Raw genomic sequence first — 15,922 nt, 5'->3', positions numbered from 1 at the left:
CCATTACGCCGCACCGTGGCCGGACCCGCCCGGCCCGGTGGTGCGCAGCAGGAGCAGGGCGGTGTCGTCGGTGTACCGGCCAGTGGGCCAGGCGCGGCGGATGAGGTGGTCGATGAGAGCCTCGACGTCCTCGTCGTGGTGGCCGGCGAGGTGCCGGGCGAGGTCGGCGGCCGTCCCGTCGGGGTCGATGCCGGGTACTTCCACGAGCCCGTCGGTGTAGAGGCCGAGGGTGCTGCCCGGTGGGAGGGCGAGGTCGGTGACGGGGTACGGCGTGCCGAGATCGATGCCGAGCGGCGGGGCGGGGTCGAGCCCGATGATCAGCCCCTCTCGCCCCGGCCGGTGCAGGAGGGGCGGTGGGTGGCCGGCGCTGGCCAGGGTGGCCCGCCCGTGGGCGAGGTCGATCCGGGCGTAGAGGCAGGTGACGAGCAGGTCGGTGCCCAGGTCGATCAGTACCTGGTTGGTGCGCGCCAGGACCTGGTCGGGTGGGGCGCCAGTGGTGGCGCGGATGGCGGTGCGGACCTGGCCCATCAGGGCGGCGGCGGCGACGTTGTGGCCCTGGACGTCACCGATGACCGCGGCGACGGTGGTGGCGTCGAGGCGGATGACGTCGTAGAAGTCGCCGCCGATGTCCATGCCCCGGCTGGCGGGCAGGTAGCGGGCGGCCATGGTGAGGCCGGGCACGGCCGGGAGGCTGCGGGGCAGGAGCGCTTCCTGAAGACCGAGGGCGAGGCCGTGCACGGCGTCGTAGAGCCGGGCCCGGTCCAGTGCCTGGGCGATCAGCCCGGCGAGGGAGGTGAGGACCGCGCGTTCGTCGGCGGTGAACGTGTGCGGTCGGTCGTAGGACAGGATGCAGCAGCCGACGGGCCGGCCGGAGATCAGGAGCGGCAGGAAGGCCCAGGCGCGTTTCCCGCTCATCAGAGGAGCCCGGGGGAATTCGCGGGCCAGTTCCTCGAGGCTGGCGAAGAACGACGGGATGCCGGTGGCCAGCACGTGTCCGGCCGGGGTGACGTCGGTGCTCAGGGGAAGGCCGTCGAGGCGCTCGATGGTCTGCCGGTCGTAGCCGTGCCAGCCGGTGATCTTCAGACGGCCGGCCTCGGCCGCTGAGAGGACCAGCCCGTCCGCGCCGAACGCGGGAAGGACCTGCCCGGCGACCAGCTCGACGACGTCGTTGACGGCCACGGTCTCGGTCAGGGCGGATGCCAGATGCAGGAGCTGGTAGAGACGGCCGGTATGGGCGGTCCGGGACGCGGCGGACTCGGCGCGGGACGGGCGGGCGGACTCCGGCCGGTCGCCGTCGCCGCCGTCGCCGCCGCCAGGGTCGGGTTCGGGGGTGATGCGGACGCTGATGCCGCTGGCGTCCGGGTAGAGCTGGAGGCGAAGCCAGCTGTCCGGGGGGTGCGGGGCGGTGAACTCGACGGGTTCGCGGCTGATGACGGCCGTGCGGTAGTGGTCTTCGACGGCGGGCTGGTCCAGCCAGGGCAGGGACTGCCAGGGCCGGGTCCCCAGCAGTCGGTCCGCGGCCTGGCCGAGCAGGGCGGCCGCCGCACCGTTCACGAAGGTGATCCGGCCCTCCAGGTCCAGGGCCAGCGCGCCCTCGGGCAGCCGCTCGGCATAGTCCGCCGCCGCCTGCGGGGACCGGCCCGCGTACGGGTGGGGTCCGGCGAGTGACACCTGGTGGGGCTGCTCGGGCGCCCGTGGCGGGTCGGCGGACTGGTCCAGGGCGTGCGCGATGCTCCGGGCCTCCGCGGAGATGTGGCCCAGCTCGCGGCGGGTGGCGCGCTCCGGGTGGGAGGCCGGCCACAGCAGGACCAGGCCGCCCCAGCACCGGGAGCGGCCCGGCAGCGGCGCGGCCGCGAGGGCGAAGCGGTACGGCAGGCTCGCCGCGACCCGCGGGTACACGCGCGCCATGTCCTCCTGGGAGCCGACCCACACCAGGCGGCCCTCCCGGACGGCCTCGCAGACCGGAGCTGCCGCCGCGAGCGGGATCCGGTGCCAGGGCCAGGCCACCTCCTCCGGCAACCCGCACAGCACCGCCAGGCCCAGGGTCTGCGCGGCCTCGTCCAGCAGGTAGAGAACCCCCGCGGAGGCGCCGGTGCGCCGCACGGTGCCGACGAGCGCGGCGCCGAGCAGCCCAGCCGGACTGGGCTGCTCACCGAAGCCGGGCACCGCAGCTTGCATAGCAGGACAATACGCCGACAACTCGAACGGATCGCGCGGGTCGAGGCCCAGGCGGCCGCTCGTGGCAGCGGAATGAAGCGGCACGTCAGGTTGTGCAGCTCATCGTGTGCCCTCCCCCGTTGGAGGTACTTCTGCCGGCCGGACTCGTCGCCGTGGCTCCGGCGGGCCGGCTACAAGTACGGGGAGGAGAGCCTGCCGGAGGCCGCACCCGGCAAGGAGACAGCCACGTACCGCAAGGGCACCCCGGCCATGGCCAACGCGGCCCCCGGCACCAACGGAAGCCAGTTCTTCATGGTCTACGGAGACTCCGAACTGCCACCGGACCACACCGTCTTCGGCAAGGTCGCCAACGGCATGGACCTTCTGGAACAGGTCGCGAAGGCCGGAAGGGACAACGCGAACGGTGAAGGCGACGGCGCCCCCGAGAAGAGGGTCACCCTCCAGGACGTGACGATCACCGAGAGGTAGCCCACTCGGACCTTGCAGGGCACGGCCAACCACTGACCGGACCCGCCGGGTCTCAACCTCCGCACCTTCGACAGCCCGTCGAGCGCCTCGCGGAGGAACACCAGCGGCCGCATCCTCCCCCCGGCTGTTCCCGCGCACCCCGAGTCTGCTGCGCACGATCGGTACCGATACCCAGCTGAAACGCAATCGCGGGGCCCTCGAAGGGTCCTCCTGACGCCCTGGAAGCGCACTTCTCCGAGGCTGTGCCGGTACCGGATCACCGGCGTACACGACATCGGAAGGCAGCTGCCGTGCTGAGCACCCCGTACCGTTCTGAGGCCACCGGGGAAGAGGAGCTACCCGGCCCGCTTCCGCATCCTCCCGCCCGCCGCTCCCGCACCGTCAGACGTACCGGCCGTGGCCGGTTGATCGCCGCCACCGCGGTGTGTGCGGCCCTGGCGATGGCCCTGAGCGCCTGGATCCCGAACGTGGCCGGGAACCTCGGCAGTCTGTTCCAGACCTTCCTGCCCTGGGCCGGGCTGGGCGTCCCCGTCCTCCTCGTGGCGGCGGCGGTACGCCGCTCCCGGCTCGCGGCCGTCGCCGTCCTGGCCCCCGCGGTCGTCTGGTTCTGCCTCTTCGGCGGGACCCTCGGCGACAAGCGATCCGGCGGCGGGAACTTCACCGTGGTCAGCCACAACGTGGACGAGGAGAATCCCGATCCGGCGCGGACCGCGCGAGCGCTCGCCGCGTCGGGCGCGGACGTACTGGCCCTGGAGGAGATGTCCTCGAAGGCCACGCCCGTCTACGAGCGCGAGCTGGCCGCCGGCTATCCCCACCACTCCGACACCCTCGGCGTCAGGCTGTGGAGCAAGTACCCGCTGAACGGTGTGGAAGCGGTGCCGATCATGCCCTGGACGCGTGCCGTACGCGCCACCGTCGACACCCCGGGAGGCCCCGTCGCGGTCTACGCCGCCCACCTCGCTTCGGTACGCGTGACCCCGGACGCCGGGTTCACCACCGCGCGCCGCAACGAGGCGGCCCGGAAGCTGGCCGCTGCCGTGCGGGCGGAGCCCCTGGCCCGGGTCGTCGTGATGGGCGACTTCAACGGGACGACGGAGGACTCGGCCCTGGATCCCGTGACCTCCTCCCTGCGCTCCGCGCAGCGGGAGGCGGGCGCCGGCTTCGGCTTCACCTGGCCCGCCCCGTTCCCCGTGGTCCGCATCGACCAGATCCTGGTGAAGGGGATGAGCGCGACCTCCTCGTGGACCCTTCCCGCCACCGGCAGCGACCATCTCCCCGTCGCGGCCTCCCTCCGACTGTGACCGCACCACACGCCCACTGACTACGATGGTCTCCACATATGTCCCTCTATGAACAGGCAGGTGGCGTGTCGGCACCCCGGGTCCCCGACCCCGTCAGCGTCCTCGTCGTCGAGGACGACGCCACCATCCGCCGCGCCGTGCAGCTGTCCCTGGAGCGGTACGGCTACCAGGTCGCGGTGGCCGCGGACGGGCTCGACGGCCTGGAGGCGTTCCGGGCGGGCACGCACGACCTGCTGATCCTGGACGTGATGCTGCCCGAGCTCGACGGCATCGGGCTGTGCCGCCGGATCCGCGAGGAGAGCCTGGTCCCGGTCCTGATGATGTCCGCGCGCGGGGACGCCCTCGACGTGGTCTCGGGACTGGAGGCGGGAGCCGACGACTACGTCGTCAAACCCGTCGACACCGCCGTCCTCGTCGCCCGCATCCGTACGCTGCTGCGCCGCGCCACCTTCCGGCCGGCCGAACCGCAGACGACTCCGGCGCGGGGAGCCGGACCGGCGGATCCCGCAGTCGGCTCCGCGGATGCCGGGACGGCCCCCGGGGAGCTGGTCTTCGGGGACCTGACCGTGAACACCCTCGGTCTGGAGGTGCACCGGGACGGATGGCCCGTTCCGCTGACCCCCACCGAGCTGCGGCTGCTGCTGGAGTTCGCGGCGGCTCCCGGCGCCGTGCTCGACCGCCGCCGGCTCCTGCGCGACGTCTGGGACTACGGCTGGGAGGGCGACACCCGGGTAGTGGACCTGTGCGTGCTGCGGCTGCGCAAGAAGATCGGTGCCGACCGAATCGAGACCGTCCGGGGCTTCGGCTACAAACTCGTCCGCGACTGAGGGGCTGTTCGCGCCCATGGCACTCCTCAACCCGCGCGCCCTGCGATGGAAGATCGCCGCCCTGACCGCGGCCGCCTGCTGCGCGGTGGCCGCCGTCATCGGCGTCCTCGTCCACCAGGCGATGGCCGAACGCAGCGACCGCACCGGGAAGGAACGCCTCTCCGCGCGCCTGGCAGCCGCGGAGCGCGAGTACACCCGTACGGGCAGCGCGGCGCTCGACGTCGAGATCCTCACTCCGGAGCGGCTCGACGCACCTCTCGCGAAGGCCCTGGCCGCCAAGGACCCGGCCGCTTTGTATGCGACCTGGAACGACCGCAAACCCCCCAACTGGTACTGGATGTGGGCGGCCATGCCCGTCGATGGCGACCGGGTACTCGTCGTCCGGACGGACATGAGCTCCGAGGTACGCGGCCTCCAGCTCCTGGACCGCAGCATCGTCAAGGCCGTGCTCGCCGCCCTCCTGGTCGTCGTGCCGCTCGCCGCCCTGGCGACCGAGCCGATGAACCGCAGGCTGCGCCGGGGATCCCGTACCGCCCGGGCCATCGCCGACGGCGACCTCGACGCCCGGATCGGACCGGGCGGACGGGCTCGTGACGAGATCACCGAGATGTCGGCGGCCGTGGACGAGATGGCCGCGGCCCTGCAGCACAAACTGGAGGGCGAGCGCCGCTTCACAGCGGACGTCGCGCACGAACTGCGCACCCCGCTGATGGGGTTGTCCACCGCCGCCGGGCTGCTCCCGGAGGGCGACGAGGTGGCCGAGCTCGTCCGGGACCGGGCCCGTGCCCTGAACGGGCTGGTCGAGGACCTTCTGGAGGTCTCCCGGCTCGACGCCGGAGCCGAGCGGGCCCGGACCGACGCGGTGCCGCTGGGGGAGCTGGTCACCGACATCGTCCGCCGCACGGGGACGCCGACCGCCGTGGCGGTCCGTACCACCAGGATCGTGGAGACCGACCCGCGCCGGGTGGAACGGATCGTGGTCAACCTCGTCACCAACGCCCACCGGCACGGAGCCGCCCCCGTCGAGGTCGCGGTGGAGGCCACCGCCACGGGCGCGCGGATCCTCGTACGGGACCACGGGCCCGGCTATCCCGCTGCGCTGCTGACGGAAGGCCCGCAGCGGTTCCGTACCGGAACCCCGGAGCGGGGGCGCGGCCACGGACTCGGGCTGACCATCGCGCTCGGGCAGGCGGAGGTCCTCGGGGCCCGGCTGGCCTTCGCGAACGCCCCTGGCGGGGGCGCGGTCGCCACCCTCGGCCTGGACGGCGGCCCCGGTCCGTCCGGTGGCTGAAACGGAACCGCAACACGCTCTCCCGGCGGCAGAAACGGGCTCGCGCAGGTCTGGCAGTACGGCTCCTCGAAGGTGACCCCGGTGCGGGATCCGCACCCGTCTTCCTGGAGGTTCCCCGATGCCCGCAAACCGCCACCGCACCTCTTGCGACCAGAACCGGTCCGTCCTGCGCGGGTCCGTGCTCGTCCCGCTGTTCGCCGTCCTCGCCCTGGTGACCGGTACGGGCGCCTGGTACGCCTTCGACGGCGACGGGCCGCGCAGTGCGGACCGCGGAATCGACCGCACCGGTGCTGGCCGGGCACGAGTACACAACGTCGCCCGATTGCTGGCGCGTTGGGGCTCCGGCGATCAGCAGCGGTTCACGGCGAAGATGAACGAGGCCGCCGCTGCCGGTCTGGGCGGAACCCGTGGGATGCAGAATGCGCCGAGCAGGCCAGCGGTCAGGCACAGCACCACAGAGGTGACCGTTCCCGTGCGGGCGCTTCCGCGGTGCCCTGAGGAATGCGCGGATGCGGAGCGAGACATGGACGTAATGGATACCGCCATGGGGGGGGTACGGGCCCGTCCCCGGCCGGGCTGGGTGCCGGTGGACGGGCCCGTGCCGTCGCTGCTGCGCGACCGGGCGGCGGCAGGATTCAGACGATGTTCTTGTAGAGGTCCCAGCCGGTGCCGAACTTCACCCGGGCGGCGAACGTCGCGGTGCCGGTCTTGCCCGTCGAGGAGTACCGGTACACGACGCCGTTGGGGAGCCGGCAGAGCAGGTCGCCCTTGCTGTCGCCGTCGATGTCACCCGGGACGAACAGCTTGTCGTACTGGTCGAAGCCGCTGCCGACCTGCTCCCGGGCGGCGAACGGCGCGGTGGCCGTGCCCGTCCCCTTGAAGAGGAACAGGCGGCCGGAGGTGTCCCGGGCGAGCAGGTCGGGCCGCCCGTCGCCGGAGTAGTCGCCCGCGCCGACGAGCGCGTCGTAGCCGTTCCAGCCGGTGCCGACCTTGATGCGCGCGCCGAACCTGGTCACCAGCGCGCCGTCGCCGGGGTGGAGCCACAGGGTGCCGCCGGAGTCGCGGGTGAGGAGGTCGCCCTTGCCGTCGCCGGTGAGGTCACCGGGGCCGACCGTCAGGGCGTAGTTCCATGTCGTGCTGACCCGCTCGTTCTGGATGTACAGGTCGCTGCCGATGTTCTGTACGTAGGTCGCGTGGTTGCGGCTGTTGAGTCCGGTGGCGTACGTGTTGCGGGAGCCGGGCGTCTCCTTGCCGGCCCAGATCGGCGGCATCCGGTAGTCGCCGTTGGCCAGGGCGCTGTACTTGGCGAGGTCGTTGTCCGCTTCGGTGCCGAGGTTCTGTGCCTTGCCGTAGAGCGGTGTGGTGCCCGCGCCGACGATGAACTTGTTGAGTTCGTAGCCACTGCCGAAGTACGCGGGTGCGGCGAACTTGCCGCCACCGATCGACTTGAACCAGTACTCCACGCCGTTGCGGTCGCGGGCGAGCAGGTCGCTCAGGCCGTCGCCGTCGCCGTCGTCCGAGCCGGTGATCACGTTGTACGCGTTCCAGCCGGTGCTGACCTTGGCGCGGGGCTTGAGCGGGGCGGTGGCGCTGCCGGTCCCCTTGTGGAACCACAACTCACCGTTCAGCGTACGGGTGAGGACGTCGCCGAGGCCGTCGCCGTCGACGTCGCTGGCCCCGACCAACTGGTCGTAGACGCCCCAGCCCGAGCCGACCTTGACCCGGCCGTTGAAGGGTTTGCTGACGCTGCCGGTGCCGGTGTACAGCCACAGGTCGCCGGCATAGTCGCGGGCCAGCAGGTCGGGGTGGCGGTCCCCGGTCAGGTCGCCGGTGGCCATGACGCGGTTGTAGATCTGCCAGCCGCGGCCCGACCAGAGGGGCGGCGACGTGCTCGTCAGGCCGGCCTCGTAGAGCGTGAGCACACCGTCGAAGGAGAGCGAGAGCAACTCGGCCTCGGCGGTGCCGCCTACGTCACCCACCGGCAGCAGGTCCTTGAACGAGGAGCTGGGGTCGGGGTCGGTCTTGGAGATCGTGTATTCGCTCCACGTCGAGATGGACGACAGGTAGACGGCCGTGGTCTGGTCGTACTCCATGACGATCATGTCACTGATGCCGTCGCCGTCGACGTCGTGCCGCGGCTTGGCGGCGGCCGCCGGCGCCGGCCCGGTGGCGCGGGCGGGCAGGACGACGATCGGGTATTCGCGATCCCCGCCCGGAGCGGTCTCGGAGAACGAATCCGCCGCCGGGCCGGACAATGGCCGGGCGGCGGCGGAGTCGGGTGTGCCGGACTGCGGGGCAGCGCTGCTGGGTGCGGCGGTCAGGGCGCTGACGGCCAGGGCCAGTACGCCGCCGGCGGCGAGTGCCCGCAGTCTTCCACGGTGCGATGAAGTCAAGATCCCCCCTGAGGATCGAGCCGGGACCCGCCCGGACGCGTCTCACTGTGTGCTCGGAGACACGCGTCCGCGCGTGAACGGTTCCCGGGGAGCGGGCAGTTCCGGTACGGGCGGGATGTGGCTTCCCGCATCCTGCGGCAGGCGTCACCGCTACCGCCTCGGCAACAGCGCCGGCCGGGGGTGGTGCTGGCAACACCCCGGATACGGGCGGTAGGGGGATCGTCCGATGGGCCGGGTCCTCGGAGGATCGGGGTGTACCGAATCGCTCCGACCCGGGGGGAACCACCCACATGCACCTCTTCACGAAGCCCGCACGGTGGGCCGCGGCCGCCGCGTGCGGGCTGCTCGCGCTCGCCGCCCTGCCCGCGTCGCCGGCGAGCGCCGCCGGGACGAAGGGCGGCGCGCCGGCCGTGCCCGCGCGGTACGCGCAGCAGCGCCTCGACTGGCAGCCGTGCCGGTCCGGTGCGCTGGAGTGCGCCTCCATGACGGTGCCGCGCGACTGGTACCACCCGGCCACGGGGGCGGACCTGACCGTCGCGGTGTCCCGGCACCGGGCCGCGGACCCCGCAGCGCGGCGGGGCGTGCTGATGATGGCGGCCGGCGGACCGGGCGCCTCGGGGCTGGGCCGGCCGGCGGGGCTGGCGGCGTACTCGCCCAAGCTGGCGGCCGCGTACGACGTCGTCGGCTTCGACCAGCGCGGCGTCGGGGCCAGCACGCAGGTGGTCTGCTCCGACCAGGACACGGTGGATGCCCTGTTCACCAGCGGCGACCTGCGCGACCGCTCTCCCCGGGCCGTGGACGCCACCGTGGACCGGGCGCGGAACTTCGTAAGGGACTGCGAGCGCCGGTCGGGCGACCTGCTCCCGTACATCACCACCGACCAGGCCGTGCACGACATGGACCTCTTCCGGGCGCTGCTCGGCGAGTCGAAGGTGTCCTACTACGGCCCCTCGTACGCCACCTTCCTCGGCGCCTACTACGCGACCGAGTTCCCGCGCCGGGTCGACCGGGTGGTGCTCGACAGCAACATCGGCTTCACGGGCAGTTGGCAGGAGTTCCTGACGGGCCAGCCGAGGAGCTTCCAGCGCCGGTTCGAACAGGACTTCCTGCCCTGGCTCGCCGCGAACGACGCGACGTACCACCGGGGCCGGACCACCGAGGAGGCCAAGGCCTCCTACGAGCGGCTGCGGAGCACGCTGGGCGAGCACCCGCTGGACCTGGAGGGGACGACGGTCACCCCCAACCACCTCGACGCGGCCGCCACCTCCATCATCTACAGCGGCGACAGCTTCCCCGACCTGGCGATGCTGCTCGGTGTCCTGGAGCACCCGCAGGCGGCTCCGCAGGCCGCCCGCAAGGCCCTGGCCGAGAAGCTGAAGCACCCGCTGGGGGCCCAGTTCGCGGCGGACTTCTTCTCCGTCGTCTGCCAGGACACCCCGTGGAACCGCGGCAGCGCCTACTGGGTCCGCCGCAGCGCGGTCGACAGCGCCGCGTACCCGATGGTCGGGGCCCGCGAGCTGACCTTCGCCTCGGTCTGCGCGGCCTGGCCGCGTTCCCGGGCGCCTCGGGTGCAGGTCACCGGGCGGGGACTGCCGCCGGTCATGATGCTCAACTCGCTCCACGACCCGGCCACTTACTACGAGGGCGCGCTGCGGGCCCACCGGGGGACTACCGGATCCCGGCTGATCACCGTCGGCGGCGGCGACCACGGCGTCTACCAGTCGCACAACCCCTGCGTGGACGCGTACGTCGAGGGCTTCCTCGTCGACGGCCGGATGCCGTCCGCCGACGCCTGGTGCGAGGGCGGTCCGCTGCCCGACCCCACCGCCGGCCGGTAGGCCGTCTCTTCCGGATCCTGCAGGGCGGCGCGGCTCGGGCAGGCCCGCACCGTTCAGTAGGGGACTGCGGGCACCGGCAGGGCGAGGCGGGATCCGAGGCGGCTGCGCATCTCGCCTGCGGCGGCGCGGACCTCTTCGGAGCGGGCTTCTTCCTCAAGGGCGCCGAGCAGCACCATGACGGCCCTGGCTTCGTCGCCGGTCAGCAGTTTCAGGCGGGTGTCGGTGACGGCGTCGAGGAGTACGCCGAGGAAGTCTTCGTCGTCCATGTCCACGCCGGGACAACGCCGCACCGTGGCTCCGGGTCACCACATCGGCGCCCGATGGCGCGTGGCGAGGACGCGGGCGGTGGAGCGGGCCGCGTGCACGGTGTCGATCACGCGGGTCCGGGTGCGGTGCGCGGCTTCCCGGGCGGGTCCCAGCGATCGGTGTCCGGGGCCTCGCCGCAGCAGGTCCTCGTACAGGGCCGCGTGTCGCTCGGCTATCCGGGCGGGGTCGAAACGGGCGGAGTTCCGCAGGGCTGCCCGGCCCATCCGCCGGCGCAGTCCGTCGTCACCGGCGAGTTGGAGCAGGGCGGCCGCGAAGGCCGCGGGATCGCCGGGCGGAACGAGGCGTCCGTCCACGCGGTCCTCGATGATCTCCCGCGGTCCCACGGGGCAGTCGGTGGAGATGACGGGGAGACCGCAGCGCATGGCTTCGACGATGGTCATGCCGAACGACTCCTGGTCGGAGGTGGATGCCGCGATGGAGCCCTTCACCCACTGCGCCTCCAGCGGGTCGGCATCGCCCATGAGGTGGACGTGGCGGGTCAGGCCGAGTTCGCGGATCAGGGCGGACAGGTTCCGCTTCTCGTTGCCGGTGGCGTCTCCGCTGCCGAAGATCCGCAGCTGCCAGTCGGGGTGGACGGAGGCGACTTCCGCGAAGGCGCGGACGAGGAGGTCGTACCGTTTGACCCCCGTCAGCCGCCCCGCCGCCACAACGATCTTGCTGGTGCTGTCGGAGAGGCCCGCCCGGGAGGAGGGAACGCTGTTCGGTACGGCTTCCACCCTCAGGCCGGGCGGCCCGAGCCGCCGGTAGGTGCGCGCGTCGGCGTCGGTCACCGTGGTGAGGGCGTCCAGCAGCCGGTAGCGGTGGCGTATCTCGTGCCGCATCCGCAGGCCGTGGCCCGCGAGCGTCAGGTGCTCCTGACCCACCCGGATCACGCCCGGGCGCGCCTGGCGGGCGATGTGCACGTTCAGACCCGGCCTGGTCCCGACGACGACGTCGGCGTCCAGACCCGACAGGTACCGGCCGATCCGCTCGTCGGTCAGCCGGCTGTACTGCTTGTGCCGGCCGTCCGCGCGGGGGAAGACCTGGGCGGGCCGGGCGTGGCGAGGGTCGCCCGTGTCGGTGTCCGGGGAGTCGCCGCGCAAGTCCACCAGGGGGGTGAGCCGGACCTTGAGGGGCGTCCCCATGACCGGGACGTCCCGGTGGCGCAGGACCGACACGATTTCGACGTCGTGCTGCTCCGCGAGGGCCGTGGCGAGGTTGAACGTGGACCTGATCGTGCCGCCGATGCCGTAGGCGTTGTGGAGGAGGAAGGAGATGCGCACCGGGCGGCACCCCTTTCTGCTTGACGGCTCCGTCGGCGTGGCCGACGGAGCCGGGCTCATGGGTGGTAGACCGCACCGGGCTTCGGGGTGGCCGGGGCCAGGAGCTGGGGGACAGTGACGAAGGTGTACCCGCGGGAGCGCAGCTCGTCGATGATGCGGGGGACGGCGGGGACGGTGCCGTCGTAGATGTCGTGGAGCAGGATGATGCCGTCGCGGGTGGCCTGCTTGAGGATGCGGTCGCCGATGAGCTGGGTGTCGGTGGTGGCGTAGTCGCTCGCGGTGGCGTTCCACAGGACCTCGGAAAGGCCGAGGGACCGCGTGACGGAGTGCACCTTGTCGTTGGTGCCGCCCTGGGGCGGGCGCATGAGGGTGGGCGCTTTGCCGGTGATGTTCTTGATGGCGTCCTGGGTGCGGCTGAGCTCCTCGCGGATCCGATCGTCGGATATCTGGTCGAGGCGCTCGTGGTCCCAGGTGTGGTTGCCGATCTCGTGGCCCTCGGCGGCTTCCCGCCGCACCAGGTCGGGGTTCGGCACGACGTGGTTCTCGCCGAGGAGGAAGAAGGTGGCGTGGACCTTCTTCTCCTTGAGGATGTCCAAGAGCTGGGGGGTGTGCGGCCCGGGACCGGCGTCGAAGGTCAGCGCGATGCACTTCGACGTCCGGCAGTCCACTGCGGGGGCGCTGCCGTCCGCGGCGGTGGCGACGCTGGCGGCGGCCCTGCCCTCGGCGCCGGCGCGGGCCTCAGAGGGAGTGGTGAGCCCTTGGCCGCAGCCGGTGAGGAACGCACCGCCCAGGACCAGGCCCAGGGCCGCGGCGGCGGCCCGGCGGCGGCCGGAGCGGTGGGGGCGGGCCGGACGACGGGGTGTGCGGGGCATGGGAGGGCGCTCTCCGGATCTGCTGACGGGAAGGGGAGGGGCGGCTGTCGGCCGACCGGTCAGCAGCATGTGGGAGATGACCCAAAGAAACCCCAAAGATCCTAAAGATCGTCTTTAGGAATCAGGGCAAACTGCATGTAAGTCTTGGACGCGTGAACGGCATCCTGGTCATCGAGGACGACCCCCAGCTCGGCCCCGCCCTGCGCCGCGGACTCACCGCCGAGGGCTACCGCGTCGATCTCGTCGCCGACGGCAGGCTGGGGCTGGAACGGGCCCTGACCGGCGACCACGCGGTGATCGTGCTGGACGTCATGCTCCCCGGCCTCAACGGCTACCGGATCTGTTCCGCCCTGCGCGCCGCGGGCGCGGACACACCCGTCCTGATGCTCACCGCGAAGGACGGCGAGCACGACGAGGCGGAGGGCCTGGACACCGGCGCCGACGACTACCTCGTCAAACCGTTCTCCTCCCTCGTTCTGCGCGCCCGCCTCCGCGCCCTGCTGCGCAGGGGAAACACGGGCGCCGGCGCACGCTCCGTGCTGCGGGCCGGGGACCTGTGGCTGGACCTCGCGGGCCGCCGGGCGGGCCGCGGCACCACGGAGCTCGCCCTCACCCCGAAGGAGTTCGCGATCCTCGCCTGCCTCATGCACACACCGGACCAGCCGGTGTCGAAGCAGGCGATCCTCGACGAGGTGTGGGACCCGGCCTACACCGGCGGCACCGCCATCGTCGAGGTGTACGTATCCACCCTGCGCAAGAAGGCCGACGCCCCCTTCCGCACCCACAGCATCCAAACCGTCCGCGGCAGCGGCTACCGCCTCGACACCCGAGAGGAACGCCGTGACGGCTGACACCGACCCCACGGCGGCCGACCGGCCGCACGCCAAGGGCGTACGCCCGATGCCGGCGCTCCTGCGCCGTCTGCCCACCCCGCTGCGCACCGCGCTCTTGGCCGGACTCGCCGCCCTCGTCATGTCCGCCGGGGCCGCATGGTGGTTCGAACGCCACATCTACGACACCGTCCACCAGGAGTCCTCCCAGCGAGCGTACGAACTGTCGCTGCGCCTCGCCGGCCAGGCTGCCGCCGGCTGGAAGGACATCCCCGGGAGCCCGTCCGACGGACCGTTCGTGCAGATCGACCGCGAGGGCCGGACCATCACCGGTTCGGGAGGAGCACTCGACCTCGCGGACCTGCCGAAGCTGCTCCCGCCGCCGCCCCCGGGCCCGCCCTCAGGCTGGGCCGTCGGCCTGCCCCAGGACGGCACCGTCCACCTCGGAGGCGTCGACGAGCACGACGGGGACCGCTTCCACCTTCCCGACGGCAGCCTGCCATCGAGTTCCGACGGGTTCCCCGACGTGAAGGCCTTCGCGGCCCACACCGAAGCCCACTACCTCGCGCACCGTGCCGTCACGGTGATCGCCACACCCGTGGTCGCTCCCAAGGGGAAGTGCGAGCACCCCACCGAGCCCGACGGATCGTGCCGGTCCACCCTCTACGTCCTCGTGCCCCCTTACGTCGCCGAGTACGTGTCCGGCGCGCTGACGCTCCCCCTCGCGGCAGGCGTTCCCGCCGCCGCACTGGTGGTCGCCGCGACGGCCTGGGCCACCAGTCGGCGCTCACTGCGCCCGGTCGAGGAGATCCGCCGGGAGTTCGCCGAGATCACCGACACCAGCCTCGAGCGCCGGGTACCGGTCCCCGAGGGCCGAGACCCCATCCGGGCGCTCGCCGAAACGACCAACACCACACTCGACCGCCTGGAAAACGCCGTCGACCGACAGCGCCGCTTCACCGCCGACGCCGCCCACGAACTGCGCTCCCCCCTCGCGGCCCTGCGCTACCAACTCGAGACCGCCGTCGATCACCCCGACACCATCGACCCGGCCGAAACCCTGACGGACGCCCTCGCCGCCACCCGCCGCCTCCACGGCCTGACCGAGGACCTGCTCCTGCTCGCCCGCCCCGACCGGCCCAGGGCCCACTCCCTGGTCGACCTCGCCGGACTCACCTGCGAACTCGCCGCCGAGTACCAGCACATGGGACATCCCGTCACCCTGTCCACCGCACCGGACCAGGCGCCCGTCCGCGGTGACGGCCTCCAACTGCACCGACTGCTGCGCAACCTCCTCGACAACGCCGTACGGCACGCGCGCACCGCGGTGGTCCTCGACATCACCGACGACGCCACGACCACCACGGTCAACGTCCACAACGACGGCACCGCCCTCACCGCCGAGGAGTGCGAGCGGGTCTTCGAACGCTTCACCCGCCTCGACGAGGCCCGAACCCGTGACACCGGCGGCAGCGGACTCGGCCTCGCCATCGCCCGCGACATCGCCCAGCGACACCGCGGCACCCTCACCGCCCACCCCCGCGACCCGGCCCCCGGAACCACCTTCACCCTGCGCATCCCCACGGAACCGAAACCCGGCACACCACACACCGCACACCCCGCCTCCTGAGGGAGGCCGAGCGGTCCGGCCCGTCCCGCCCGCGGGGTGCATTCGCGTGGCCGTGCACCATGATCCGCTCCGACGGGAAGCCGGCCAGGACGGCGCTCGCCCGTGGGGGAGAGCGCGCATCACCAAGCTGCGGCTGTGGCCCACCGCCTACCCGCCCGCCAGCGGGGAAGACCTGCCGCCCTGATCTTCTCGAGGCCAGCCGCCGGAGCTCCGCCGCCCGAGCTACCAACGGATCTGCCGCCGCCTGCGGGAGGGCCGGCCGCTGTTCCGTAGCGCGCAGGGGCGCCGCCCGTCCTTCATCCGGGCGAAGGCGTGCAGTGGGCATGTACCGCTCGGCCCGGACCACGCCGCCTGCCGACTGGGCGTGCGCCGTGAGCTGATCCGCAGCTGCACTTCCTCGGCGACGGCGACGGCGACGGCGACTGCGGGGGAGTGGGCCGGAGTCCGCCTGCACAGGCCAGCACTGCCGTCGCTGAGGAGTTCAGGAAGAGCGTGAACACGGACGACCTGTCCACAGAATCAATGCGACCAGTACGCACAAGCTCTTCCCCGACCTGCCGGAGGATGTCAACGGAGGCGGCAAGACCCCCGACGGTGTGGCCACGCCGAGCAGCTGTCCGCATACGAATCGCGAACACACCCGCGTGCCGGCCGGCGGGGGCCAGACCGTCCCAGACGACGAAGGAGCCTCCGGCGGCCAAGACG

12 protein-coding genes are annotated in these 15,922 nt (G+C 72.5%); 7 read left to right on the top strand and 5 right to left on the bottom strand.

Features of this window, described 5'->3' with window-relative positions:
• Positions 1 to 3: 3 nt before the first annotated feature.
• Entirely contained in the window at positions 4 to 2,178 is a 2,175-nt protein-coding gene (locus ACZ7GJ_RS31050) for a SpoIIE family protein phosphatase (protein WP_470756229.1), read from the bottom strand.
• A 90-nt stretch (positions 2,179 to 2,268) separates the two neighbouring features.
• Here ACZ7GJ_RS31050 and ACZ7GJ_RS31045 point away from each other — a divergent pair, with 90 nt between their 5' ends.
• The 4 genes from ACZ7GJ_RS31045 (at position 2,269) to ACZ7GJ_RS31030 (ending at position 6,065) form a co-directional block, all read left to right on the top strand.
• Positions 2,269 to 2,646, top strand: a complete 378-nt coding sequence (locus tag ACZ7GJ_RS31045; protein WP_470756227.1) for a peptidylprolyl isomerase — start codon at positions 2,269 to 2,271, stop codon at positions 2,644 to 2,646.
• A gap of 404 nt (positions 2,647 to 3,050) precedes the next feature.
• Positions 3,051 to 3,947: an endonuclease/exonuclease/phosphatase family protein gene (locus ACZ7GJ_RS31040; RefSeq protein ID WP_470756225.1), complete on the top strand. Its 897-nt coding sequence runs from the start codon at positions 3,051 to 3,053 to the stop codon at positions 3,945 to 3,947.
• Positions 3,948 to 3,985: 38 nt separating this feature from the next.
• Complete coding sequence (gene cseB, locus ACZ7GJ_RS31035; RefSeq protein WP_470756223.1) at positions 3,986 to 4,774, top strand: two-component system response regulator CseB; 789 nt, start codon at positions 3,986 to 3,988, stop codon at positions 4,772 to 4,774.
• A gap of 16 nt (positions 4,775 to 4,790) precedes the next feature.
• Positions 4,791 to 6,065 carry a sensor histidine kinase gene (locus ACZ7GJ_RS31030; protein ID WP_470756221.1) on the top strand — a complete coding sequence of 425 codons (1,275 nt, stop codon included), beginning with the start codon at positions 4,791 to 4,793 and terminating at the stop codon, positions 6,063 to 6,065.
• Positions 6,066 to 6,700: 635 nt separating this feature from the next.
• Here ACZ7GJ_RS31030 and ACZ7GJ_RS31025 read toward each other — a convergent pair.
• Positions 6,701 to 8,458 (bottom strand): FG-GAP repeat domain-containing protein, encoded by a 1,758-nt coding sequence (locus ACZ7GJ_RS31025; RefSeq protein WP_470756219.1) that lies wholly within the window; start codon positions 8,456 to 8,458, stop codon positions 6,701 to 6,703.
• 290 nt (positions 8,459 to 8,748) lie between these two features.
• Here ACZ7GJ_RS31025 and ACZ7GJ_RS31020 point away from each other — a divergent pair, with 290 nt between their 5' ends.
• Complete coding sequence (locus ACZ7GJ_RS31020; protein ID WP_470756217.1) at positions 8,749 to 10,296, top strand: alpha/beta hydrolase; 1,548 nt, start codon at positions 8,749 to 8,751, stop codon at positions 10,294 to 10,296.
• A 53-nt stretch (positions 10,297 to 10,349) separates the two neighbouring features.
• Here ACZ7GJ_RS31020 and ACZ7GJ_RS31015 read toward each other — a convergent pair whose 3' ends face one another.
• From ACZ7GJ_RS31015 to ACZ7GJ_RS31005, 3 genes are read right to left on the bottom strand one after another with little or no spacing between them, the layout of a single operon-like run.
• A complete protein-coding gene (locus tag ACZ7GJ_RS31015) occupies positions 10,350 to 10,562 on the bottom strand; it encodes a hypothetical protein (protein WP_470756215.1) in 213 nt (70 codons plus the stop codon).
• 36 nt (positions 10,563 to 10,598) lie between these two features.
• Entirely contained in the window at positions 10,599 to 11,885 is a 1,287-nt protein-coding gene (locus ACZ7GJ_RS31010; protein WP_470756214.1) for a glycosyltransferase, read from the bottom strand.
• Positions 11,886 to 11,941: 56 nt separating this feature from the next.
• Positions 11,942 to 12,757 (bottom strand): polysaccharide deacetylase family protein, encoded by an 816-nt coding sequence (locus ACZ7GJ_RS31005; protein WP_470756213.1) that lies wholly within the window; start codon positions 12,755 to 12,757, stop codon positions 11,942 to 11,944.
• 152 nt (positions 12,758 to 12,909) lie between these two features.
• Here ACZ7GJ_RS31005 and ACZ7GJ_RS31000 point away from each other — a divergent pair, with 152 nt between their 5' ends.
• Together ACZ7GJ_RS31000 and ACZ7GJ_RS30995 are read left to right on the top strand one after the other, a co-directional pair.
• Entirely contained in the window at positions 12,910 to 13,608 is a 699-nt protein-coding gene (locus tag ACZ7GJ_RS31000) for a response regulator transcription factor (RefSeq protein WP_470756212.1), read from the top strand.
• Positions 13,598 to 15,217, top strand: a complete 1,620-nt coding sequence (locus ACZ7GJ_RS30995) for a sensor histidine kinase (protein WP_470756211.1) — start codon at positions 13,598 to 13,600, stop codon at positions 15,215 to 15,217. Before ACZ7GJ_RS31000 ends, ACZ7GJ_RS30995 begins: the two co-directional genes overlap by 11 nt.
• The last annotated feature ends 705 nt before the right edge of the window (positions 15,218 to 15,922 follow it).

Source organism: Streptomyces sp. NPDC037242, from assembly GCF_055604165.1.
This window is presented reverse-complemented; position numbering and strand designations above follow the sequence as displayed.